This window comes from Synechococcus sp. CC9902 (assembly GCF_000012505.1).
Lineage (GTDB): Bacteria > Cyanobacteriota > Cyanobacteriia > PCC-6307 > Cyanobiaceae > Parasynechococcus.
On sequence record NC_007513.1, the window covers coordinates 1,012,691 to 1,035,775 of the forward strand.

Consider the following 23,085-nt stretch of genomic DNA (forward strand, 5'->3'; position numbering starts at 1 on the left):
CGATTACTCGTCAGTTTCACTTTGAAGGCGTCGTCCCATCGTGACTTGGGCAATGAAGTAAGCGGCGACTCCCCCAGCTAAGAACCCAAACGTGTTTCGAATGAGTGGCAACCATTCCGAGGTGCGTGTGATCACTGGTGCAATGCCGAAGATGCCAAACAACATTCCCCACAGCGGTGAGAGCAGCAGTAGCCAGGCCCAAGCGACCGTTTCTCCTTCCTTACGCGGATAGGCGGCAAAACCTGCAATCAACCCTCCTAAAACCGATGTGGTGAGCGTCCAAAGCCACTGTTCCAAGGGCAAGCCAGGAACGACCTGACATCCGCCGCGATCCAAGCAGATTTCGACGGCGCCCAATGCATCCAATACGGCGCCATCTTCACCGTGATCTTTGACGTAATACTGATTGCCGAATCTGGTCTGTAGTTCGACCCAATAGGTTCTCGGCATCATTGCGAAGTACGCATCGCCGACGTTGAAGTTGAGCAGATTGCCTCCTCTGGGGTCTGCTACAAGCAACAGGCTTCGTTCGTCGAGTCCCCAGAATTCTCGGATCGCTAATCCTGGTGTTCGTTCGTACTGGGTGAGAACCCGCAATTTCCATCCTGTTCGTTCTTCCACCTCTCCAAGTGATTCCTCCAACCGTTCTCGTTGGGTTTCGCTGAAAACCCTTGCGAGATCGATCACCGGCGTGGGGTGGTCGGGAAGGAGTTCAGGGTTGTCGTAAGCCAGCGCAGGTGATGCTGCCCCCCAAAGGCCGATGACCATGGCCAAAAGGGCGCCCCACAGGATTCGAATGCGATGTGTTCCCATGGACCTGCTGAATTGACGGGCATTCTCTCCAATGGAATCGATGTCTGCGGCTTGCCCGTCATGGCTAGCAATGCATCTGAAACAGCTCGGCGGTGTGACCTCGTTCCGCCAGTACATGGATCTTGCGCTCAATGATCCCAATCACGGCTTTTATGGCTCTGGTCGCGCCCAAATATCCCGCGATGGCGATTTCGTAACGTCGACCGCCCTCGGGACTGATTTTGCCGGGCTCCTGGCCACCCAAGTGGAGCGATGGCTTGCTGAATTACCCGCAGATCTTCCAACACTTTCACTGATTGAGATCGGCCCTGGAGAAGGCGATCTACTGGCTGATTTGGTGGATGCTCTAACGGACTTATCACCCCAAATCTTGCACCGCCTCGAATTGGTTCTTGTCGAGGCCAATCCAGGAATGAAGCAACGGCAACAAGCACGCTTGCAACACCTCACCAACATTCCGATGCGTTGGTGTTCGCTAGACGAGCTCTTGGCTGCGCCGTTGCGGGGCTTGGTGTTGGCCCATGAATTGTTGGATGCACTTCCCGTTGATCGACTGACCTTCGACGACGGAGTGATGTGGCAACAACTGGTGGAGCTTGATGACGATGGTGCACTGGTGTTTTCAAAGGGGCACGTGCCGCCCCAGCTCGCAGCCGAAATTGAGCGGGTCTGCAAACGCTGTGAACTGGTTTTGCCACCGCCGGATGCTGAGCCGGGCTGGACGACGGAATGGCATAGCGGTTCATCGAATTGGTTCAAGCAGCTGAGTCAGGCCTTGGATCAAGGTGTGCTTCTGGTGGTGGACTACGCCTTAGAAATGCATCGTTATTACTCCGCTCGTCGTTCGGATGGCACGTTGATGGCGGTTCAGGCCCAACGGGCAGGTCTTTCTCCTCTCGATAAGCCTGGTTCGCAGGATTTGACCGCACACATCTGTATTGAAACCGTCGAAGATGCCGCCGTTCAAGCGGGATGGACCTGTATGGGGCAACTCAGGCAGGGCGAAGCTCTGCTCGCTCTCGGGCTCGCGGAACGTTTGTATGGCTTGCAATCGCTTCCGCCAGGAGACTTGCCTCAAGCCCTGCAACGACGAGAGGCAATGCTGCGGTTGGTGGATCCATCAGGACTCGGGGATTTTCGCTGGTTGTTGTTCGGCAAGGGGGTGAATCCAGCCAGCTTCAAGTTGCCAAGTGCTCCAGACAGTGCGTGATCTCGTCGCGGCTGATGTCGTTTTGAATCTCGACCGAACCGATCTCTGTCGGGATCACAAACCGAAGCTGACCGTCCCGGACTTTTTTGTCGCCTTGAAGTGTGTGCAACACAGCCTCCAGATTGAGTTCGGGCCAAGTTGTGGGTAAGCCTGCTTTGGCAATCAGCTGTTTTTGACGCTCTGCATCGCCCCGTGACCAGTTGCCCCGTTGGACGGCTAGCTCCCCAACAGCAACCATTCCGAGAGCAACAGCTTCGCCATGTAGCCAAGTTCCATAACCACACAGCGCCTCGACCACATGGCCAAAGGTATGGCCGTAGTTCAGGACGGCGCGGAGGCCTCCCTCCCGTTCGTCAGCCGCCACGATGCTGGCCTTGGCTGCCGCTGATCGTTGCAGGATCGATTCGAGTGTTGTTCGCCCTAATCCATTGGGGCTACTTGGATCTTTGCATGATTCAAGTTCTAGGAACAGGTCGGTATCCCCGAGAATTCCATACTTGATCACTTCGGCCATCCCAGCTCGGAATTCTCGAATTGGGAGGGTGTCCAAGGTTGTTGGATCGATCAAGACCAGATGCGGCTGATGAAAAGCGCCGATCAGATTTTTGCCGCCAGGGTGATTCACCCCTGTCTTCCCTCCGATGGAGGCATCCACCATCGCCAACAATGTTGTTGGAACTTGAACGACGCCGACACCTCGCAACCACGTTGCTGCGGCAAATCCGGTCATGTCTCCCACGACCCCACCGCCAAGGGCCAACAGCATCGAACTCCGTTCCAACTTGAACGCAAATGCTGCGTCGTGGATTTGCGAAACGGTGCGTAAGTGTTTTTGCTCTTCGCCCGCTTCGATCACGAGCAATTCAACGTTGAATCCCTTCTCTTTCAAGCTGTTGAGGCAGGCTTCGCCGTAGGGACCGGCAACGTCTGCGTTACTGACCACAAGGATTTTTTTTCCTGGCTTTGCCCCGAGTCGATGGAGTTCATCGCCCACTATTCCCAAGACACCGTCCCCTATGACGATGTCGTAGGGGTTGCGCTCGAGGGCGACGTTGATGCGGTGAGCGTGAATCGTCGTCGTCATGGAACTAGGGGAGCCCATCTACTCTCGCAGCAGAGAACCAAGCGTCGTGCGTAACAGTCTGACGGCATGGGCGTTTTTGTTGCCGGCACTCTTTTTAATCAGCCTGTCGGTTTTGATTCCAGCTCTGATGGCCTTGGTGATGAGTTTCACCGCCACTGGATTGGACGTCAGTGAGCCGCTTCGCTTTATTGGCTTCGCCAATTTTCAACGGCTTCTGGCTGATCCGATGGCGCGACAAGTCATGTTCACCACCTTTTTGTATCTGATTGGTGTCGTGCCACCGATTGTCTTGGGTGCACTGGCTTTGGCGGTGTTGGTGAATCAGAAGCTGCCTGGGCAGACGTTGTTGCGCGGCGCGTTCTACACCCCAGTTTTGGTGTCGATCGTTGTGGCAGCAATTGCCTTTCGTTGGCTCTATGCCGAAAACGGTCTGATCAATGGATGGTTTGCTGCTGTTTTTGGAGACACGTTCTCGCCCATTGGTTTTCTAACGGTTCCCCATCTGGCTCTTCCCGCCGTGATGCTCGTCACCCTGTGGAAGGGCTTGGGGTACTACATGGTGATTTTTTTGGCGGGTCTTCAGGGCATTCCAAAAGAGCTGTATGAAGCTGCCGAGCTCGATGGCAGTGAGGGTTGGCGTCAGCACCTAGATATCACGCTTCCCCTGATGCGCCCCTACGTCACCCTCGTCGCTGTGGTGTCGTCGATCGCTGCAACGAAGGTGTTTGAGGAAGTGTTTCTGATGACGCAAGGTGGGCCGGCTGATGCCACGCGAACCATCGTTTATTACGTCTACGACCAGGCTTTTTCTGAATTGGAAATCAGTTACGCCTGCACCTTGGGTTTGGCTCTCTTTTTCATGGTGATGTTGTTAACTCTGGTGCGGTTGGTGCTGGCAGGCGACCGATCCCTCATCTAAGGGTGCATTTCCCCAGTGGAGTGGCAAGCTTCCAAATGAGCAGTGCTGAGCCAGGGATGTCCTCTTCGGACACGATGATCGGTGTAGTGGGTGGCGGTCAGCTGGCGAGAATGCTGGTGCAAGCTGCTTCTGCGCGTTCGATACCGATCGCAGTCCAAACCATCTCCGCGAGTGACCCTGCTGCTGAGGCTGCGGCCCGCGTTGTGGAAGCTGATCCCCGTGATGTAGCAGGAACGCGCGAGTTGGTGGAGGGTTGCGAAGGCATCACTTTCGAAAATGAGTGGGTCAATATCGACGCGTTGATTCCCCTCGAACAGCAGGGCGTTCGCTTTCGTCCCTCTCTGGCGTCTCTTGCTCCACTGGTCGACAAGTTGTCTCAGCGAAAGTTGTTGGACGACTTAGCGATACCCAGTCCACCTTGGTGTCCCCTAAGCCTGATTTCTCCAGCGCAACCATCTCTACCTCCGGGATGGAATTTTCCGGTGATGGCGAAAGCGGCCCGCGGTGGATACGACGGAAAGGGAACGATTGTTCTGAAAAATATTGATGCTCTGGCTCAGTTGCTCCGATCCGTCGATATTTCCGATTGGCTTTTAGAAACGTGGGTGCATTACGAGCGTGAGCTGGCCCTTGTGGTGAGCCGAGATTCCCAGGGTCGTCTTCGGAGCTTCCCACTGGTGGAAACGCACCAACATGATCAAGTTTGCAACTGGGTTTTGGCACCAGCAGGAGTGGACCAGGATGTTGAAGCTCTCGCTTACAACGTTGCTGCTTCCTTGCTCACCAAATTGAATTACGTGGGTGTGTTGGCCCTTGAATTCTTTTATGGACCTGCCGGTTTACAGGTGAATGAGATTGCGCCTCGTACCCACAACTCTGGTCATTTCTCAATCGAAGCTTGTACCAGCAGCCAGTTTGATCAACAAGTGTGCATTGCAGCGGGTCTTCCCGTACCTACGCCAGAACTGAGGAGTGATGGCGCATTGATGGTGAATCTTTTGGGCCTTAATCCAACCCAAGCTGCCCCGCTCGAGCAGAGATTGACTGCGCTTCGTGAAATCCCCAATGCACATCTTCATTGGTATGGAAAATCACCTGAAACCCCAGGCCGCAAACTCGGCCACATCACTGTGTTGTTGAACGCCAGTGATGCAGAACATCGTGATCGGCAAGCGAAGGACGTTTTGACTGTTGTGCGAGGAATATGGCCCGAGTTTCCCTCAGTTCAGGACTAAACTTGTCCATGAACTGCTGTGTTGGTGAAGGCCTTTTCTAGTGCTCTGATCTGACTCTCTTTCGACTTGGGGAGGCTGTCGTGACGGTGACGTAAACCGGCCTTGTAGCCGGAAACGAAGCCCCACTTTGACTCCCCTTCTGGTTAACTCCAGGTCGACCACAATCGGTCACACGGCATGGTGGTTCACCCTCATAACTTGAACGCTTGATGCGTCGGCGTTTGCTCTTAGGGCCGATGGCGCTCCAGCGCACTTTGCAGTTGCGACGGTTCAAGATTGGTCACGATGAACACTTCTTGGACGCTGCTTCCTTTGCGAGCTACAAGCTTGTAACCTCCGCGGATTGTTGTAGACACTCGCAACTGAAGGGACTGACTTCGGCCCCTGACGCGATTGATGACGGCTGGGGTGATGGTTTGGATTCCTTTTTCGCCAGCAAGAGATTTCAGCCAAGGAATCAGGCCCTCGACATAGGTGCTGTGGGTGATGACGACCCGTCCCAAACCTGAATCAAAACCCAATGACTGGTGAAAGTTAGCGGGAATGGCTATGCCAAAGAGAGGTGTTCTCGGTCGTGATGCTGAAATCCGTCGATGCTGTGCACATCGCTGTTCATGGACCTCTGACCGAGGCCTGCGGCCCAAGGACACGAATGCTGACGGCGGAAGTTCACGGTCCTGAGGTTCGGGGCCTCGCGCTCTGTCCAGGGCGTGTCGTTCGGTATGTGTTCGATGCACGCAACGAACACTTCAAAACCGTGGATCTTCTCAGGCTCGCAACGTCGAGCCGTAAGCCTGCGGCGTGACTTAACAGCGATCTAAGGGAGCCATGGTGAGTCCCTCCGTTTGCAGTTGTAAGTGATAGAGCTCAGCCTGCTCAAGCGGGCCACGCCACACCTCGGCTGACCCTTGACCATCAATGCGATGGGCCAGCCCCCAGGCCTTCTCTTCATCCATACCGGGGATGATCTTTCGAAGACAATCCACCACGTGCTGAAACGTGTTGACGTCGTCGTCGAGAACGATGACTTTGGCTTCCGGATAGCGCTGAGTGGTTTTCTGCCGCTCCAGAAGCGTCGAAGAAGAAGGGCTGGAGCTGGTCATGACAGTAATTTTCAATGGTGCCGGAGCAAACGCAAACCTAGGTAGGATTTTTGAAACAGAGCTGTATTCAGTGTTATTCACCGTTGCCTGGGCATCTCTTGCCGCCATGTTCAGCTTCTCGATTGCGATGGTGGTTTGGGGTCGTAACGGTGACGGCACACTGAAATTCTGATCGCACGGTGCTTTCAGATTCACCGTTGTTAAGCCAATCCTTAGCAATAGCAGCAACGTTTTTGCTGGTTTTTGTCAGTGTTTCAGTGATTTATCTCTCCGCCGTTGAATGGCGGGATCGCCGTCGCAGGCAAGTCCCTTCTCGCTCTAGCCGTTGACGTTGATGGTCCCCCGTAGTTTTCGGGACCATCCGATTACAGCGTCTCTTATTGCTCTGTCGATCGCTGCGTCTGCAGCGGGATTCTTTGCATCGGGGCGTTGGCTGTCGCCCAGATTTTCCGATCAAGGAAGCCTGCTTTTTTTTCTAAGGGAATCGCGCTTAATCCAGAGTTTCAACGTGGATTCCGCGCAGTCTCCCCCAGATGTTTGGCAGCGACGCCTTGGTGCGACCGCTGCAAATCAACGATGGCAGTCATCGGTCGGACATCGCTGGTGGATGGTGTGGCTCCAAGATGGAGCACCGTTGATGGTGCTCCATCGAACAAAGGCCAGTGAGCCTTCAAGGGTTTCATCGTTGTTCCCAGATGTCGAACTCTTCTTCGCAGACGAGCTTCATCGAAAAAGCTTTTTCTCCAAACGTCCTTCTAGATCTCTAACGCCCTCCGGCCTTGAAAAAGAGTGCATTGATCAGCTGATCAGATCCCCTGCAGTTGCTTGGAATCCCTCGGGTTTATCCGCTATCGCAGGACCTCTTGCCTTTGCGTTGAATAGCGGTTCCCATGGCTGCCTAAAGCTCACGTTGGATCAAGGTCGACTGTTGCTCCTCGATGGATCGATCTCGTCAAGACCCCTGTCTTCAGCTCCACCGTCCTTAAGGCGTCCCCCTGGCATTGAATCCGCGTTTCAGACGTTCGTTGGTGACTCGCCGACGAACAATCGGCTTGCTCTTCATTGGCAAGGAGCTTCAACAAAGCCGCTCTTCTCCTCACTTCTTCAACGCCGATTGATTTCGGATGTAATTGAAAAAACCTACGGCCTCGCTCCAGATTTTCAGGCTGCATGGTCACGAGCGCCCATGGATTTACAGGCTCAACTCAAGAATGATGGTGGATTTAAGGCATCACTTCAGCTCACCTTGGCGTTCCATGCTCAACAAGCTGAAACCCTTCAATCGGGGTTGGCGTCCGTGGCCTCAAATCTTGAACAGCGAGGTTTTAGGCCTCAGGTGAGTCCGTCAGCTGCTGAAACGGACAATGGTCAATCAACCGCTGTGATCTGGAAAGGGGCAAACCAGAACGTTTTGGGACGTTGGTCCGTGGAGTCGCCCAGGCCAGATCAGATCTCGCTTCGACTATCCCTGGGTGGTCCGCTAGACACTGGTCTTCCACCTTTGAAACTGAAGCCCAAGTCGGGATTAAGCATTCGCTTTGATGCCAAGCAGCTGCGCGAAATGGGTTGGTTGAAGGCAACATGGCCTTTCTTGGTGCAACAAGCAGGCCAAGGCGAGCTTCTGATCAAGCCGATGCTGGGCAGCAGATCTGGCCAAGCAGACACCTGGTACTGGATCAAAGGTCAGCTTTCGCTGCGTTGAGCCTGTTCTGCCTGACGACGCTCTTTCTTACGACGTTCTGCTGCGATCGTTTCCTGGACGAGCTCGATAGCTGCGGACATGCGCTCACTGTTGGACGCAAACAGGCTGAGATCCTTTTCGACTCTCTCTGCAGGGAAGTTGAGGGCCGTCGAAAGCTCTTTACAGCGTTTGCGTAAATCAGCTTCATCTGGTTGATCAGCATCACCCTTGGCTTCCTCAAAGAGCCGGAGGACGCCAATGGCCATCAGCCTTGAGTAGTGACTTCCTTCACCAAGCTTTTGCCCAGCTAGGTGAGAGTCCATCGCGTCGACGGATTCAGTTTTGGCGGCATCAATGCAGCGTTTGGATTCTTTCCGAAAGGTGTTGGCGTCGTACCCGTTGCTGCTGCAGAGGGCGTCAAGAAGGCCGGTGATGTGCTCTTCAGGGCGATATCCCGCGGAGAACGTGTCGAAAACCGTGCACAAGCCCACAGCGAAAAGTGGGGTGGTCTTAAAGCTGCTCTGATGGCTCAGAAGGTGCAGCTCCACAAGCAATTCATCGGCCAGTCGCCGGTAGAGCGGTGCAATGACATGTGGGAAGGCCTGGTGAAACGCCCGCTTGCTGTCTGCGATGGTCTGACGTTCGCCCAACGGTCGCTTCCCGAATGAATGGCGAAACCCTAGCGTCGAAGCCGTCGCCGTTAGGATTATTGGGTTCGCTAATGGCCAAATGATCCCCATCGTGATCGAGGAGTCCGGCCGGGGGGAAAGGGCCTTTGACATTTACTCGCGACTCCTTCGCGAGCGAATTATTTTTTTGGGTGAAGCCGTCACGAGTGATTCGGCCAATCGCATCGTTGCTCAGATGCTGTTCCTCGAGGCAGAGGATCCCGAGAAAGACATTTATCTGTACATCAATTCCCCCGGTGGATCCGTTTACGACGGATTGGGAATTTTTGACACCATGCAACACATCAAACCTGATGTGCAAACGGTTTGTGTTGGTCTTGCCGCAAGTATGGGGGCCTTCCTGCTTTGTGCAGGCACCAAAGGGAAGCGCAGCAGCCTTCAGCACTCCAGGATCATGATTCACCAGCCGCTGGGTGGAGCGAGCGGACAAGCCAGTGACATTCGGATTCAGGCTGATGAAATCCTCTACTTAAAGGATCGCCTGAATACAGAGTTGTCTGACCGCACCGGTCAGCCCCTCGACCGCATTCAGGAAGATACTGACCGTGATTTCTTCATGTCCCCCGGTGAAGCCGTGAGTTACGGATTGATTGATTCCGTGATCGACAAACGTCCTGTACAAGCTGTGGCTTGAAAAATGGCTTGAGAAACACCCCACGTCCCTCCAAAATTTGTCCTGTTTGTCAGCGACCCTTCGAATGGCGAAAAGCATGGAAAAAATGTTGGGACGATGTGGTGTATTGCTCAGAGCGATGTAGACGTCGAAAAAATACAATCAAATCAATGGGTGGTTAGTAATATATTGATGCAGCAAACACAAAAATGGTTAGCCCGATCACATTGTTGATCGGGCTTTTATGTGGTTTCAATTTTAGTCAATAGTATCTGCTCTAGATATTTTTGATTGTCTTGATTGTCTCGAGTTTGTCATTGTTTATAAGGTATCGGGATGATTGCCCGTCAGGTGCTTGCCCGACCGTTCCTTTGGAGACGACATGATTTTCCATTAAAATTCCCCAGCTATTTCGCAACAGCTGGGGGAAGTAATGGATGGAAAATAATTCCTGGGAATCAGTTCAGAATTGGCACTGTGCGGTCCTTTTCAGGGACTGAAGTGAATTCAGCAACGATTGATTTGAATTCGTCGCCATCCATTGTCTCTTTCTCAATCAATATTTCAACCAATTGGTCCATTGCTTCTCGGTTGGCTGCAACGAGGGCAACAGTTTCTTCATAACAGCGCTTAACCATGCTGCGAACTTGTGTATCCACCTGTTGAGAAATCGATTCGGAAATTTCACTGCGAGACATCAAATCTCTACCAAGGAAGACTTCCTGACCACCGCCCTCAAGGGCAACAGGTCCAAGATCACTCATGCCAAGCCGCGTCACCATATTGCGGGCCATCGAGGCGACCTGTTGGATGTCGCTACCGGCACCGGTGGTGATTTCCTGGGAACCAAACACCACGTCTTCGGCAGCACGACCACCCAGGGCACCCATGATGCGTGCCTTGAGCTGGGCGCGGGTCACTAGGGTTTGCTCTTCGTCCGGAGAGAACCAGGTCAGGCCTTGGGCTTGGCCGCGGGGCACAAGGGTGACTTTTTGGACAGGGTCATGGGCTTTGACCAGAGTTCCGATAAGTGCATGACCCACTTCGTGATAAGCAATTAGCCGCTTGCTGCGTCCATCGGTGAGAGGACGACCTTCCATGCCAGCGATGATGCGGTCAACAGCATCATCAATTTCACTCAGACCAATTGATTCCTTTCTGCGGCGTGCCGTCAAGATTGCCGCCTCGTTCATCAAGTTGGCGAGATCTGCACCCGTGAAACCAGGAGTACGTCGAGCAATACTTTCAAGTGATAGTTCACCATCGAGTTTCTTATTTTTAGAGTGGACAGCAAGAATGGCAAGGCGACCTTTGATATCTGGTGCATCAACAGTGACTTGACGATCAAATCGACCTGGACGCAATAACGCCGAATCAAGAACATCAGGACGGTTTGTTGCCGCGATAATGATGATTCCATTATTTCCTTCGAAACCATCCATTTCTGTGAGGAGTTGGTTGAGAGTTTGTTCTCTCTCGTCGTTGCCACCGCCGACACCAGCGCCGCGTTGACGACCAACGGCATCAATCTCATCAATAAAAATCAAGCAAGGACTGTTTTCTTTGGCCTTTTTGAACAGATCGCGCACACGGCTGGCACCAACGCCAACAAACATTTCAACAAACTCAGAACCCGACAGGGCAAAGAACGGAACTCCAGCTTCTCCGGCAATGGCTTTGGCTAACAACGTTTTGCCAGTACCTGGAGGTCCGACAAGTAGGAGTCCCCGAGGGATTTGAGCTCCGACAGATGTGAAGCGTTCAGGCTGCTTCAGGAACGTGACAACCTCTTCGAGTTCTTGCTTGGCTTCTGTGACGCCAGCAACGTCGTCGAACATCACGCCGGTCTCGGCTTCCATCATGAACTTGGCCTTGCTCTTGCCAAATTGCATGGCCTGACCAGGGCCGCCGGGCATGTTGCTATTGCGGCGAGCCAAAAAGATCAGGGATCCGATCAGCAGCAATGGGAACAACAAATTGCCCAAAAGACCCAGCGCTGGCGGAGTGCTCTTGGGGGGGTGCACATCAAAGCTGATGCCTTCTTCCTTCAAGGTGTTGATCAACTCAGGGGCTAAACCTGGGAGATCGACGCGTAAACGCTGGACGCGGTTATCTAAATCTGGATCGACAGCTTCAACTACGGCATTACGACCACCGTCGTAGATATCAACAGCCGTGATGCGACCTGCTTCCACGTAATCCAGGAAACGGCCGTAGCTCATCCTCGCGACAGCGGCGTTACGCGGAGCAACCGTGGGGCTGTTGCCACCACCGTTGTTTTGGCTCATGCCATTCATCCCGCCGTTGCTAAGGACCTGCCAGCCGATCAGCAGCACAACGCCAATCGGCAAAAGCCATAGGGCAAGGAGGCGCCAGCGCTGATTCATGAGCCTGATTAAGAATGATTGAGTGTAAAGGGAATTAGTGGATTCCCGAGGGCGTCCCTAAAGGCTTCTCAGCGCAACGATTGGATCGAGGCGAGCTGCCCGTCGTGCAGGAACAACACCAAAAAACAAACCAATCGATCCCGATAGGCCAACTGTGATCAGAACCATGCCTGTGCCAATGCTCGCTGGGAGAGGGGTTACAGCTGCCACTAAACCAACGGCACCAAGACCGACGGCTGTTCCGATCACTCCACCAAGGCTGGAAAGAACCAACGACTCCACCAAAAATTGTTGGAGCACATCGCTGCTCCGAGCCCCAAGCGCTTTGCGTAAGCCGATTTCCTCGGTGCGTTCACTCACCGACACCAACATGATGTTCATGATGCCGATGCCTCCTACGAGCAGGGAAATCCCACCGATGGAGGCGAGCATCAACGTCAGTCCACCAGTAATGGTTCCGACAATCGTTAAGGCATCTTTTTGAGATCGAACAGCAAAGTCGTCGTCTCGAAGGATTCGATGGCGTTGACGCAAGAGATTCGTGATTTGAAATTTGGCAGCCCCGGTGCTTTTGTCGTTTTTGGCTTCAACGCTGATAAAACTCAAGCTGATGCCGTAGGTGGGATCCCGGCCGGTGAGGCGATTCACCATCGTGCTCAACGGGATGTAAGCGTTTTCGTCTTGATTGCTCCCGAATACGGCACCCTTGGGTGCCATTACTCCGATCACTTCAAACGCCTGGCTGCCAATTCGAACCTGTTGGCCGATGGCATCGCCGGTTGGAAAGAGCTTCGTCCTTAGGTCTGGACCAAGGGCCACCACAGCTCTCGCGGCTTGCTCGTCTTGGCTGTTGACAAACCGTCCGCTCGCGATTTCGAAGCTACGAACGGGTACAAAATCTGCGGTTACTCCTGAGATCGAACTGGTGGCACTTCGGGCGCCCGCTTGAACCACTTGGCTGCTTGTGATCTGTGGAGCGACGCGTTTGACGCTTGGCACCTGTTCTGCAATCGCTGTTGCGTCTTCCAGAACCAAGGTTTTAGGAAAAGCGACACCGCGCCGTCGGGTGTCGTTATTCCCAGGAACGACAAATAAAACGTTGGCCCCGAGGTTGCTGAGCTGCTCTTCGGCGAGCCCTTGAGCCCCTCGACCCACTCCCACCAGCGTGATGACAGACGCGTTGCCAATCACGATGCCCACCATCGTGAGCAAGCTGCGTAGGCGATTCGTCCGCAGCGTCGTCAACGCCATCCGAACGGTTTCCGTTGACTTCATCCGACGGACCATCGCTTATTGGGCCCTAGAAGAAACTGCAGTCGTCGGCCGAGGTCACGACACCGACCTTCACCAAATCGGTGGAACCCGAGACCCCGGAATGGGTTCCTGCCGTTTGGACCACCAAATCTCCTTCTTTCAAGAGCTTGAGGTCTTTGGCTTTTCGCATGGCGGTAATAAAAGTTGCTGTTGTATCAGGCTCTTCTGGCACAACAAGGGGTGTCACACCCCAAACGAGTTGCAATCGACACGCTACGGATTTATCGGGGGTGACCGCAAGAATCGGTGCTGCCGGCCTGAATTTGCTCACGTTGTGGGCCGTTGCTCCAGTTTTGGTGAGGGGAATGATGGCGGCCGCGTTGAGCTGACTGGCAATGGTGCTAACAGCACCGCTTAAGGCATTGGGGATCGTGGACGGGAGGTGGCTGTCAATCGACCGCTCTGGGTAATCCTTTTCGATTCGCCGGGCAATGGTGGCCATGGTCTGCACCGCTTCAACAGGGAAATCGCCAACCGCCGTTTCGTTGGAGAGCATGACCGCATCGGTGCCATCGAGGATCGCGTTAGCAACGTCGCTCACCTCAGCCCGCGTTGGCCGAGGACTCGATGCCATGGAATCGAGCATCTGCGTTGCGGTGATGATCGGAATCCCAAGACTGTTGGCCTTGCGAATCAGCTCTTTCTGCAAGAGGGGAACTTCTTCTGCGGGCATCTCAACGCCGAGATCGCCTCGGGCCACCATCACCCCATCACAGAGGGGAAGAATCGCATCGATCTGATCGATGGCTTCAAATTTTTCGATCTTGGCCACGACTGGGGTTTCGTGGCCGTGTTGGCGAATGAGACCACGAATTTCTTCCATGTCGGATGGGTTGCGCACGAAGCTCAGGGCAACCCAATCCACCCCTTGGCTCAACCCGAAAGCGAGATCTTCTTTGTCCTTATCCGTTAACGCGCGAACCGATAACTGAACATCGGGGAAATTGACCCCCTTGTTGTTGGAGAGAACCCCTCCCACCGTGACGCTGCAATGGAGTGTTTGCTGCGATTGATCGACGCTTTCGACCTTCATCTCCACTCGCCCGTCATCCAAAAGAATGCGGCTTCCAGCGGTGACTTCATCCGCCAGTTTTGGGTAGGTGACAGTAGCGATGCTCTGATCGCAACTCACAGGCCTGGACGTGAGCGTAAAAGGATCGCCGTTGGCCAAGGTGATGGGTCCATCGGCAAAACGACCCAGTCGAATCTTTGGACCTTGGAGATCTTGGAGGATTCCGATGGTTTGCCCAAGCTCCTCGGATACTTGGCGAATGGTTTTGATTCGTTCGGCGTGATCGGCGTGATCGCCGTGGGAAAAGTTCAGACGAAACGTTGTGGCCCCAGCCCTGACAAGCTCTTTGATCTGGTCCGGGCTTTCTGTGGCAGGACCGATCGTGGCCACGATTTTGGTTCGGCGGTTCAAATCGAACTGGCCCATATCGAGGCTGGAAATCCTTGCGGAAACTACCATCCGGGGCGATTCGACCACACCTTGATGGATCTGAACGCGTATCAATCAGCGGCTCGTCAAACCGCCAGCTATCCCGATGTGGGCCGGAATCCCATCTATCCAACCCTTGGTCTGACTGGGGAGGCTGGAGAAGTGGCCGACAAAGTGAAGAAGGTCTTGCGGGATCAAGACGGGGTATTTGACGAATCAGCCCGTGAGGCGATCAAGCTTGAACTGGGTGACGTGCTTTGGTACATCGCGCAACTCTCCATGGAACTGGGCTATGACCTTGAGGATGTTGCTGCAGCGAATCTCGCAAAATTGTCCAGTCGTGCGGCCCGTGGTCGCATCTCTGGCAGCGGCGACCAACGCTGATTTGAATTTGATGCTGCGCCGATCGATTCGTTACTTCGTTGTTCTGGCCTGTGTGTTCACGTTGGCAATGCCGGCGATGGCGGCTGAACTTCAGCTAACCGGAGTTCACCTCGACACTTGCAATGAACAGGAGGGCGGCCAACCCGACTTCAAGCGTCCAATGGGTGCAAGTTGTTATGTGCTTCGTGGGGATGTTGAAAACCCCGGTCGCAAAGCGATCATCGACACCGATGTATTCGCCAGAATTTTGGATGCCAGTGGTGAACCGGTTCTCCAAAATCGAACTCGGGTTGGTTCCATTGGAGATGTTGAGCCTGGATCCCAACCCTTTGCCTTGAGGCTCACCGTTCCTGCAGGTACTCCCGGCCCGTTTGTAGTGAAAAACGCCAAAGCTCGTGGTTTTTCAGCTCCTGTGAGAACACGAGTCGCCGATGACGAAGATGATCTCCTCCCCCTTGAACGCCAAGTGGCTGTTAATTGAACCGAGCCACCTCTACCAGCTGCTGCCCGACATGAAAAATGCGCTGATCGATTGGTTCACCAAGCTTTGAAGCAGATTCAGGGCAAGAAATGCCAATAGGGCTGATAGATCAATCCCACCCAAGGGGGGAATCAGTCCTCGGAATGCATTGAGGTAGGGATCGGTAATGGCGCTAACGCTGCTTAAAACAGGATTGCTCCAGTCCAAATTTGGGAACCAGCTCAGAAGAACCCTGACGATTAGTACGAGGGAATAAATCTGCAAGGTCTGCGCTAGCACCTGCAGCAACGAGACGGGGAGCATTTCCATGACGTGACCTGATCTACGACAACTTTATGCAGCCTCCGCCAGATCGGTTGCACCTAAGTCAGGAAGTACGGAGAAGGTGCGGTGGAATTTCTCCGTCAGAGTGATCCAATACGACCGGCCATCATTTTGTCGACGCCGCTCGATGAACTCTTGTGCCAGCAGTTCCTTGATGTGGTCATAGGCCCCAGATCCCCGCAGGTCGACCAGATCTGATTGAAGAATTCGCTTCTTTAAAGCAATCGTGGCGAGAGTCCGAAGCGTTGCCGTCGAGAGATTCACGGGCAAAAGGTCCTTCACCAAATCGCCAAGCCCCGCACGCAATTGAAGACCAAACCGACCGTTCTGATGAACGATTTCAAGTGCCGACTCTCGTTGGGCGTACGAGGTTGTCAGAGCAATAAGCGCCTCTTCAACCTCTTTTCGCTCCACCTGGGAAAGCTCAGCGAGTTCGCCCACGCTTACTGGACGACCCTTGAGATAAAGAATCGCCTCCAAACGAGTGGTTAGGGACGGGGACGTCATCTCAAGCTCTACCCCTTAATTCACTCAACGTACCGCTTAGTTCCTCACAGGAACAGGCTGTAAGCAGGGTTCTTACTTTCTTCCCAAAAGGCATAACCCAACGCACTTAGAAAGCTGGTCCAACCGTCCATTTCAGTCTTAGGAATCAAAACGCCCACCACGATTCGGCCGGTGTCGGCGCCGTGGTTTCGATAGTGAAAAATGCTGATGCTCCAACTGGGATGAAGCGACGTCACAAAATTCATCAGCGCACCGGGTCGTTCTGGAAACTCGAAGCGATAAAGCAATTCGCTGCAGTCCCCCGCGCAGGCCTCGCGAGCTGATTTCGGTAGTCGTCCACCCACCATGTGTCGCAAATGAACTTTCGCAAACTCGTTGTCGCTCAAATCAAGGCAGGGGAACCCGTTGTTGGACAGATGCTCGACGAGGGCGAAGCGGTCTTGCTGATTGTTGACCTGAACTCCAATGAAGATTTGGGCGCGCACTCCCTCCGTCATTCGATAACTGAATTCGGTGAGGCTGCGGTCGCTTAAACATCGACACAACGCACGAAGACTTCCTGTCGACTCGGGGATTTCCACGGCAAACATCGCTTCTCGCTCCTCACCGAGCTCAGCCCGCTCTGCGATGAAGCGCAATCGTTCGAAATTCATGTTGGCCCCGCAGGCCACCCCAACAAGACGCTTCCCTTCGAGGTTTCGATCAGCCACATCCTGTTTCAAACCAGCGATCGCAAGCGCTCCAGCTGGTTCAAGGATTGATCGTGTGTCCTCAAAGACGTCTTTGATGGCGGCACAAATGGCATCGGTGTCCACGGTCACCATGCGATCCACATAGCGACGAGCCAGATCAAAGGTGTGCTCACCAACCTTTCGAACGGCGACGCCATCGGCAAATAAACCCACTTTCTCCAACTCCACGCGATGTCCGCACCGCAGGGATTGGGTCATCGCATCGGCATCAATGGGTTCGACTCCGATCACTTCTGTTTCTGGCCAAAGCTGCTTCACGTAGGCCGAAATTCCGGCGATCAATCCCCCTCCACCAACGGCGACGTAAATCGCATCCGGTGGTTCTTTGCTTTGTCGCATGATTTCCATGCCAATCGTGCCTTGACCAGCGATGACCTCTGGGTCGTCGAAGGGGTGGATGTAGGTCAATCCTTCAGCTTCACAACGCTTTTGCGCTTCCGCCGAGCATTCGTCGTAGGTCTCGCCGTGCAAAACCACTTCGCCGCCTAAGGCACGGACGGCGCGGATTTTGACTTCGGGAGTTGTTTTGGGCATCACAATCACCGACCTGCAACCCAAACGGCGCGCACTGAGAGCCACTCCTTGGGCGTGGTTGCCTGCACTGGATGCGATCACGCCGCGTTGAAGATCCTCAACGGGGAGTTGCACCATGCGGTTGTAGGCGCCTCGAAGCTTGAACGAAAACACCGGCTGTAGGTCTTCTCGTTTCAACCAAATCTGATTGTTGAGCCGCTGGCTGAGGTTGGGAGCTGGATCAAGAGGGGTTTCCCTGGCCACGTCGTAAACACGTGCTCGGAGGATCTTTTGCAGGTAATCGGTCATCTCTCCATTCTTTCAACCTCTGGGTGCCCCTTTTGAAGGGAGGGAACCCGTAGATTGATCAATCAGGAGCGGGTTGTGCATGCATCTCGGAGATCTCAAGCATCCGAACGAATTGCACGGCCTCAGTCTTGCTGAGCTCGAAGATGTCGCTCGTCAGATTAGGGAACGCCATCTCGACGTGGTTTCAACGAGTGGTGGACACCTTGGACCGGGGCTTGGTGTCGTTGAACTCACCATTGCTCTGTATCAAACCCTCGATCTCGATCGGGACAAAGTGTGTTGGGACGTGGGGCACCAGGCCTATCCCCACAAGTTGCTCACTGGTCGCTTCAATTCCTTTGACTCCCTCCGGCAGCAACGCGGTGTAGCTGGTTATTTGAAGCGTTCTGAGAGCCGTTTTGATCACTTCGGTGCAGGCCATGCCAGCACGTCGATTTCTGCAGCACTGGGGATGGCGTTGGGCCGTGATAACCGCGGTGAAAATTTCAAATGTGTTGCGGTTATTGGGGATGGTGCCCTGACGGGGGGCATGGCCCTTGAAGCGATTAACCACGCCGGCCACCTTCCAAATACGCCCCTCTTGGTGGTGTTGAACGACAACGACATGTCGATCTCCCCGCCGGTGGGTGCTCTGTCGAGCGTTCTCAACCGGGCAAGACTCAGTCCTCCGATGCAATTCCTTTCCGGAAGTGTCGAGGAGAGTGTGCGTCACCTGCCTTTCATGGGTGGAGAGCTTCCTGCCGAGCTCAACCGCTTGAAGGGAAGCATGCGCCGCCTAGCGGTCCCAAAAGTTGGTGCTGTTTTTGAGGAGCTCGGCTTTACCTACATGGGGCCGATCGATGGACACGACATCGGCGAGATGACTCGCACCTTCCAAGCGGCCCATCGAGATGGTGGACCTGTTTTGGTTCATGTTGTTACGAAGAAAGGCAAGGGTTATCCCTATGCCGAGGCTGATCAAGTCGGCTACCACGCCCAGTCGGCCTTCGACTTGAGCACCGGCAAGGCCATTCCATCATCCAAGCCCAAGCCTCCTAGCTACAGCAAGGTGTTTGGCCAAACCTTGATCAAGCTCTGTGAGCAAAACAGTCGCGTTGTTGGGATCACCGCAGCGATGGCAACTGGCACCGGTCTCGATCTTCTTCAAAAGGCTGTTCCTAATCAATACGTTGACGTTGGAATTGCTGAGCAGCATGCGGTCACGCTGGCTGCTGGTATGGCCTGCGAAGGTTTACGCCCTGTTGTGGCGATTTACAGCACCTTCCTCCAGCGGGCTTACGACCAGCTGATTCATGACGTTGGCATTCAAAATCTGCCGGTGATGTTCGTTCTCGATCGGGCTGGCATCGTGGGCGCTGATGGTCCAACGCATCAGGGTCAGTACGACATCAGCTATTTGCGGGCTGTTCCCAATTTCACCGTGATGGCTCCGAAGGATGAGGCGGAGTTGCAGCAGATGATGGTCACCTGTCTCCAGCATGACGGCCCCACCGCGCTTCGAATTCCCCGTGGGTCTGGAGAAGGGGTCCTACTCATGGAAGAAGGCTGGGAAGCTCTTCCAATTGGCCGAGGCGAATTGCTGCGAGAGGGCAATGATTTGGTGATCGTTGCCTACGGATCGATGGTGGCTCCCGCCATGGAGACGGCTGCTTTGTTGGAGGCTTCTGGCTTGTCCGCCTCCGTGATCAATGCGCGTTTCTTAAGACCTCTCGACCAGGCCCTGATTCATCCTTTGGCCCGTCGGGTTCCCCGTGTCGTCACCATGGAAGAAGGAACCTTGTCGGGTGGTTTTGGTGCCGCAGTGTTGGAGTCCTTGAACGATCACGACATCAATGTTCCTGTTTTAAGGATCGGTATTCCTGATCAACTGGTGGACCATGCAACGCCACAGCAAAGCAAAGAAGCGTTGGGCCTGACTCCCAACCAAATGAGTTTGAAAATTCAGCAGCGCTTTGGTTTGGGCTCGGACGATGCAGCGAAATCCTCTCCGTTTCAAGCTGTTCAAGCTTGAGCCCTCTCCCATTGCGGGATGACCTTTCTCATCGCAGGCGCTGGCCCAGCGGGAGCTCGCCTGGCCACTGCTTTATCTGAAGCAGGGAAGGAGGTGGTCCTCGTCGACCGTCTGACTAACCCGCATCGGAATTCTTTTTCGAGTGCTGCCTTGTCTTGTGCTGAGGCTTCACGGCTCAATCTTCCTCAGTCAGCCTGGTCTGCGACCTGGAGCGGTTGGCAATTACTCGATCCCAGCGGACATGAGCATCAGTGGTGGGATGCCGATCCCCTTGGGGTGGTGTTGGATTTTGGTCGGCTGCGTTCAGCGATGTGGTCCCGTGCGCGCGCTGCCGGGGCGGAGGTCGTCAGTGGCTGCACTGTTCGGATTGAGGCGCTCCACAGCGATGGTGCCCACGTTCTTCTTCAACACGGTGACGGCCGTTGTCAGCACCGATCTGTGAAATGGGTCATTGACGCCACAGGTGCATCGCGTTGTCTGTTGCGAGAAGCGTCGGTGCCTCCGCCATCGACGCTTGATCCGTTGCTGGAGGGCGTTGGTGTGGAGTGGCTCATACAGGCAGATGATCGAGTTGCGTCCCGTTGGCTCGACCGCATCAGCTTTTTCCTCGGCACGCGCTGGATTCCCCATGGGTATGGATGGGTTTTTCCGATGGAAAACAATCGCCTCAAGGTGGGGGTTTGTTGTTTGGCACCAGTACAGATCAAGGGCTCTAGAAGCGATCTTTTGGCTCGACTTCAGGCATTGCTGCGCAACTGCAAACTTGAAGGGTGTTCCGTGTTGGATCGCCATGGCGGCGTGGTTTCCAGCTCAATAGCCAGGCGCGAATCGCTTGGTTCTGGCGCCCTATTGGCCGTAGGGGATGCTGCAAGTACAGCCAATCTCCTGGGAGGTGAGGGGATTCGTCATGCGATCGACAGTGCGGATCTTCTCGCTGAAACGCTTCTAAATGCCGAGGGTCTGAACCAAGTGGGTCTGAATCAAGTAGGTCTGAATCAAGTAGGTGCTGATCACGCCGATGTCGTCCGTCAAACCTATGAGAAGGCGCTTCATCAGTGGTTTGGCTGGCGCTGGCGTGCTGCGGGAAAATTGGCCCAACGCACCTGGTGGGGATTGGACTCTTCTTCTGCAGATCGACGAGTCGAACGGATCATTAACGGATTGTCCCGAACCTCGTCAGCTCGAGACCTATCCAATCTTTTATTCCACTACCGCTTTGAACGGTATGGACTTCGACTTTTACGCTATTTGATCTGAATTGGGAGACCAATATGTCTCCCCGATTCATTGAGGAAAAAACCTCAGAGCACGCCTCTAGCGGCCAAACCCTGGATTGCACCAATGCCAATGATGTGCCCAAGGCTTGTTGTGCCAAGGAGGGCTGCGTGGCTCATTCCGCCAAAGAACGAGGCATTTGGAAGTTGAGCACCAACGTTGGGGTACTTAATCGTGGCTTTACCAATGCCAATGGCGATGACGTTGCACACAATCATCACCAGAGCAACTTTCGGAGACCAGGTGAGAGTGGCAGGGGTGATTGCGAAGAGGTGGGTCAGCAACATTCGGGCCAATGTTCGATGCCCCATCATCTGAGCAGAACGACTCCAGAATCACGAGTCTTAAGAGTTGTTCACCCTTTTTTGTCGGTCTTGGACAAGTCCAACCACTAAAACCGTGTTGGCCAGAGTGAGAAAAGCCTCAGCTCCGCCGTGAAGCGCATCAATGTCTACAAGCTCTGCATCACAACATCGCAGCGCCACAATGGCCGCCACGATCGTGACACCGACGAACAGCAGGGTGAGCTGAAAGCCTCGTTGTGCCAAGACGGGTAACGCTTCGCTTTTGCGGAGCCAGTACAAAAAGCCGAGATAGGGAATCAGGGATAACGCGAACAGAGGAGCTGGATCGAACTCCATGGTTTAAGCCGTTTTTGGGGGTAAAAGTTTCCAGGCTGCAAAGGCCAGCGTGCAATTGCCGATCAATGTGAACCACGCTTGCAACGTCACCAAACCTCTTAGAGATTCAGCGTTATCGAACAAATGCCACGTACAAGCAGCCATGGCACTGACCAGGGCTGGAAGCATGGCAAGTGCCATTCCGTTCAGTCCACGACGCTGCATCAACACAATCGCTAGCGACCATTCGATGACTGATGCGACGTGGATCCACCAGGTTCCGAGAGACAAAGAGTGCATGGGTTCACTTTAGAAATCCGAAGCGACGGATAATGAGGGCAACGTTCGGGAAGACGCCGATGCCCCGATCTGGACCGGCTTCGTTATTGCTTTGTGGGTATTACGGCGAACACAACCTGGGGGATGACGCCCTTCTTCAGGTTCTTTTGCAGGGTCTGCCATGTTCTGCCCCATTGATGATCACCGCCCACGATCAAGCAGAGGTGCAGGGAATAGCGCCTGAGGCACGCATCATCAATCGTCGATCGCTCCGTTCCAGCTTGATCGCTGTGTTGCATGCGGATGTTCTGATCCTTGGGGGCGGCAGTCTTTTACAAGACAGCACCAGTTTTCGAAGCCTGATTTATTACTTGCTGCTCATCACGCTCGCGCGGTTGCGTCGTCGCCGCGTTGTGCTTTGGGGGCAAGGCTTAGGCCCATTACGCCGATCCATGAGTCGCTGGCTTGTGCGTTGTGCGCTCCCGTTTTGTACGGCCGCGAGTTGGAGGGATCAAGCCTCGCTTCGGCTGGCTCAATCCTGGGCACCGAACCTACCGATGTGCATGGCTGCCGACCCGGTGTGGCAGATGCAAACAAAACCCTGGGTTGGAGGAGGGAACATCGTGCTCAGTTGGCGACCGACTGATCTGTTGGATGCTCCCCGTTGGCAACGTCTTCTTCAAGCGCTGGATTCAGTGGCAGCAAGCCTTGATGTGTCTGTGTGTTGGATGGCTTTTCATCAGCATCAAGATGGCCCTTTGCTCGACGATCTTGTAGAGCAAAAGCTTGTGCCCGCAAAACTGTTGGCTCGAAGTAAAACCGTGATTCCACGCTCGTTGGACCAAGTTTTTGAACTGGTCTCCACAGCGCGGCTGGTGCTGCCGATGCGACTTCACGCACTGATTTTGGCCAGGCTTGTTGGTTGTCCGATGGCAGCATTGAGCTATGACCCAAAAGTGGATGCTGCTGCAGCAATGGCGCAGGTTCCCTGTGCTCGGCTGAATGCTTTGCCATCCACTGAGCAACTGTCTGCTGAGTGGATGGCTGAAGTTGATCAGGAAGCTGATCGGGCGGTGATTCAACGGATTCAGTCCGAAGCTTCAGCGCATGGGGAACTTCTCAGGCGTTGGATTTAATCCAA

At 54.3% G+C, this 23,085-nt stretch carries 27 protein-coding genes and 1 other RNA gene; 14 read left to right on the plus strand and 14 right to left on the minus strand.

The genetic code is table 11. The annotated features are described in order from the left end of the window. Window positions 1-3 precede the first annotated feature (3 nt). Complete coding sequence (locus SYNCC9902_RS05250; RefSeq protein ID WP_011359845.1) at window positions 4-813, minus strand: TPM domain-containing protein; 810 nt, start codon at window positions 811-813, stop codon at window positions 4-6. 31 nt (window positions 814-844) lie between these two features. Between SYNCC9902_RS05250 and SYNCC9902_RS05255 the strand changes: the two genes are divergently transcribed. Then, window positions 845-2,023: a class I SAM-dependent methyltransferase gene (locus SYNCC9902_RS05255; RefSeq protein WP_011359846.1), complete on the plus strand. Its 1,179-nt coding sequence runs from the start codon at window positions 845-847 to the stop codon at window positions 2,021-2,023. Here SYNCC9902_RS05255 and aroB read toward each other — a convergent pair. Further along, window positions 1,992-3,107: a 3-dehydroquinate synthase gene (gene aroB, locus SYNCC9902_RS05260; RefSeq protein ID WP_041424966.1), complete on the minus strand. Its 1,116-nt coding sequence runs from the start codon at window positions 3,105-3,107 to the stop codon at window positions 1,992-1,994. The genes SYNCC9902_RS05255 and aroB overlap by 32 nt on opposite strands. On the opposite strand from aroB, the gene SYNCC9902_RS05265 reads away from it, so the two are divergent. The 3 genes from SYNCC9902_RS05265 to ssrS all read left to right on the plus strand — a co-directional run bounded on the left by SYNCC9902_RS05265 (window position 3,106) and on the right by ssrS (window position 5,452). Beyond that, complete coding sequence (locus SYNCC9902_RS05265) at window positions 3,106-4,026, plus strand: carbohydrate ABC transporter permease (protein WP_011359848.1); 921 nt, start codon at window positions 3,106-3,108, stop codon at window positions 4,024-4,026. The genes aroB and SYNCC9902_RS05265 overlap by 2 nt on opposite strands. 56 nt (window positions 4,027-4,082) lie before the next feature. After that, complete coding sequence (locus SYNCC9902_RS05270) at window positions 4,083-5,261, plus strand: 5-(carboxyamino)imidazole ribonucleotide synthase (RefSeq protein ID WP_232179280.1); 1,179 nt, start codon at window positions 4,083-4,085, stop codon at window positions 5,259-5,261. A gap of 7 nt (window positions 5,262-5,268) precedes the next feature. Then, window positions 5,269-5,452: non-coding RNA, 6S RNA (gene ssrS, locus SYNCC9902_RS12065), on the plus strand. 36 nt (window positions 5,453-5,488) lie between these two features. On the opposite strand, the gene SYNCC9902_RS05275 is transcribed toward ssrS, so the two are convergent. Next, window positions 5,489-5,764 carry a DUF2103 domain-containing protein gene (locus SYNCC9902_RS05275; RefSeq protein WP_011359850.1) on the minus strand — a complete coding sequence of 92 codons (276 nt, stop codon included), beginning with the start codon at window positions 5,762-5,764 and terminating at the stop codon, window positions 5,489-5,491. A 74-nt stretch (window positions 5,765-5,838) separates the two neighbouring features. Here SYNCC9902_RS05275 and SYNCC9902_RS05280 point away from each other — a divergent pair, with 74 nt between their 5' ends. Beyond that, window positions 5,839-6,066, plus strand: coding sequence for a hypothetical protein (locus SYNCC9902_RS05280; protein ID WP_041425373.1), 228 nt, complete (start codon window positions 5,839-5,841; stop codon window positions 6,064-6,066). Window position 6,067: 1 nt separating this feature from the next. Here the strand turns inward: SYNCC9902_RS05280 and clpS are convergent, their stop codons facing one another. Continuing rightward, entirely contained in the window at window positions 6,068-6,364 is a 297-nt protein-coding gene (clpS, locus tag SYNCC9902_RS05285) for an ATP-dependent Clp protease adapter ClpS (protein ID WP_011359852.1), read from the minus strand. Window positions 6,365-6,434: 70 nt separating this feature from the next. On the opposite strand from clpS, the gene petN reads away from it, so the two are divergent. Next, complete coding sequence (gene petN, locus SYNCC9902_RS05290; protein WP_009789707.1) at window positions 6,435-6,536, plus strand: cytochrome b6-f complex subunit PetN; 102 nt, start codon at window positions 6,435-6,437, stop codon at window positions 6,534-6,536. Between the two features lie 336 nt (window positions 6,537-6,872). Then, the gene (locus tag SYNCC9902_RS05295) at window positions 6,873-8,066 is read left to right on the plus strand and encodes a hypothetical protein (protein ID WP_198001757.1); all 1,194 of its coding nucleotides are present in this window, start codon (window positions 6,873-6,875) and stop codon (window positions 8,064-8,066) included. Here SYNCC9902_RS05295 and psb29 read toward each other — a convergent pair. After that, window positions 8,048-8,695, minus strand: coding sequence for a photosystem II biogenesis protein Psp29 (psb29, locus tag SYNCC9902_RS05300; RefSeq protein WP_011359855.1), 648 nt, complete (start codon window positions 8,693-8,695; stop codon window positions 8,048-8,050). The two genes, SYNCC9902_RS05295 and psb29, sit on opposite strands and share 19 nt — an antisense overlap. Before the next feature lie 79 nt (window positions 8,696-8,774). Here psb29 and clpP point away from each other — a divergent pair, with 79 nt between their 5' ends. Together clpP and SYNCC9902_RS12070 are read left to right on the plus strand one after the other, a co-directional pair. Then, window positions 8,775-9,368 (plus strand): ATP-dependent Clp endopeptidase proteolytic subunit ClpP, encoded by a 594-nt coding sequence (clpP, locus tag SYNCC9902_RS05305; RefSeq protein WP_011359856.1) that lies wholly within the window; start codon window positions 8,775-8,777, stop codon window positions 9,366-9,368. Next, window positions 9,365-9,529, plus strand: a complete 165-nt coding sequence (locus tag SYNCC9902_RS12070; protein WP_011359857.1) for a DUF2256 domain-containing protein — start codon at window positions 9,365-9,367, stop codon at window positions 9,527-9,529. The genes clpP and SYNCC9902_RS12070 overlap by 4 nt, the downstream gene beginning before the upstream one ends. Window positions 9,530-9,805: 276 nt before the next feature. Here SYNCC9902_RS12070 and ftsH read toward each other — a convergent pair whose 3' ends face one another. The 3 genes from ftsH to pyk are packed head-to-tail and all read right to left on the minus strand — an operon-like array spanning window position 9,806 to window position 14,486. Then, window positions 9,806-11,734, minus strand: coding sequence for an ATP-dependent zinc metalloprotease FtsH (gene ftsH, locus SYNCC9902_RS05310; protein WP_011359858.1), 1,929 nt, complete (start codon window positions 11,732-11,734; stop codon window positions 9,806-9,808). Window positions 11,735-11,791: 57 nt separating this feature from the next. Further along, the gene (locus tag SYNCC9902_RS05315; protein WP_011359859.1) at window positions 11,792-13,021 is read right to left on the minus strand and encodes an ABC transporter permease; all 1,230 of its coding nucleotides are present in this window, start codon (window positions 13,019-13,021) and stop codon (window positions 11,792-11,794) included. A gap of 13 nt (window positions 13,022-13,034) precedes the next feature. Continuing rightward, a complete protein-coding gene (pyk, locus tag SYNCC9902_RS05320; RefSeq protein ID WP_011359860.1) occupies window positions 13,035-14,486 on the minus strand; it encodes a pyruvate kinase in 1,452 nt (483 codons plus the stop codon). A 57-nt stretch (window positions 14,487-14,543) separates the two neighbouring features. Between pyk and SYNCC9902_RS05325 the strand changes: the two genes are divergently transcribed. Continuing rightward, a complete protein-coding gene (locus SYNCC9902_RS05325; protein ID WP_011359861.1) occupies window positions 14,544-14,873 on the plus strand; it encodes a nucleoside triphosphate pyrophosphohydrolase family protein in 330 nt (109 codons plus the stop codon). A 10-nt stretch (window positions 14,874-14,883) separates the two neighbouring features. Continuing rightward, entirely contained in the window at window positions 14,884-15,354 is a 471-nt protein-coding gene (locus SYNCC9902_RS05330; protein WP_011359862.1) for a hypothetical protein, read from the plus strand. A 12-nt stretch (window positions 15,355-15,366) separates the two neighbouring features. Here SYNCC9902_RS05330 and SYNCC9902_RS05335 read toward each other — a convergent pair whose 3' ends face one another. The 3 genes from SYNCC9902_RS05335 to ilvA are packed head-to-tail and all read right to left on the minus strand — an operon-like array spanning window position 15,367 to window position 17,759. Beyond that, a complete protein-coding gene (locus tag SYNCC9902_RS05335; protein WP_009789718.1) occupies window positions 15,367-15,663 on the minus strand; it encodes a YggT family protein in 297 nt (98 codons plus the stop codon). Window positions 15,664-15,687: 24 nt separating this feature from the next. Then, window positions 15,688-16,185 (minus strand): SMC-Scp complex subunit ScpB, encoded by a 498-nt coding sequence (gene scpB / locus SYNCC9902_RS05340; protein ID WP_011359863.1) that lies wholly within the window; start codon window positions 16,183-16,185, stop codon window positions 15,688-15,690. A gap of 44 nt (window positions 16,186-16,229) precedes the next feature. Continuing rightward, window positions 16,230-17,759: a threonine ammonia-lyase, biosynthetic gene (gene ilvA / locus SYNCC9902_RS05345; RefSeq protein ID WP_011359864.1), complete on the minus strand. Its 1,530-nt coding sequence runs from the start codon at window positions 17,757-17,759 to the stop codon at window positions 16,230-16,232. Window positions 17,760-17,838: 79 nt separating this feature from the next. Between ilvA and dxs the strand changes: the two genes are divergently transcribed. Further along, window positions 17,839-19,770, plus strand: coding sequence for a 1-deoxy-D-xylulose-5-phosphate synthase (gene dxs, locus SYNCC9902_RS05350; protein ID WP_011359865.1), 1,932 nt, complete (start codon window positions 17,839-17,841; stop codon window positions 19,768-19,770). Between the two features lie 18 nt (window positions 19,771-19,788). Next, the gene (locus tag SYNCC9902_RS05355) at window positions 19,789-21,027 is read left to right on the plus strand and encodes an NAD(P)/FAD-dependent oxidoreductase (RefSeq protein WP_041424969.1); all 1,239 of its coding nucleotides are present in this window, start codon (window positions 19,789-19,791) and stop codon (window positions 21,025-21,027) included. Window positions 21,028-21,071: 44 nt separating this feature from the next. Here SYNCC9902_RS05355 and psaK read toward each other — a convergent pair whose 3' ends face one another. The 3 genes from psaK to SYNCC9902_RS12265 are packed head-to-tail and all read right to left on the minus strand — an operon-like array spanning window position 21,072 to window position 21,965. Continuing rightward, window positions 21,072-21,332: a photosystem I reaction center subunit PsaK gene (psaK, locus tag SYNCC9902_RS05360; protein WP_369776180.1), complete on the minus strand. Its 261-nt coding sequence runs from the start codon at window positions 21,330-21,332 to the stop codon at window positions 21,072-21,074. Window positions 21,333-21,389: 57 nt separating this feature from the next. Further along, a complete protein-coding gene (locus tag SYNCC9902_RS12260) occupies window positions 21,390-21,686 on the minus strand; it encodes a DUF3593 domain-containing protein (RefSeq protein ID WP_011359868.1) in 297 nt (98 codons plus the stop codon). A 3-nt stretch (window positions 21,687-21,689) separates the two neighbouring features. Continuing rightward, window positions 21,690-21,965: a DUF2499 domain-containing protein gene (locus tag SYNCC9902_RS12265; RefSeq protein WP_009789725.1), complete on the minus strand. Its 276-nt coding sequence runs from the start codon at window positions 21,963-21,965 to the stop codon at window positions 21,690-21,692. Window positions 21,966-22,024: 59 nt separating this feature from the next. Here SYNCC9902_RS12265 and csaB point away from each other — a divergent pair, with 59 nt between their 5' ends. Further along, window positions 22,025-23,080, plus strand: a complete 1,056-nt coding sequence (csaB, locus tag SYNCC9902_RS05375; RefSeq protein ID WP_011359869.1) for a polysaccharide pyruvyl transferase CsaB — start codon at window positions 22,025-22,027, stop codon at window positions 23,078-23,080. Window positions 23,081-23,085 lie beyond the last annotated feature (5 nt).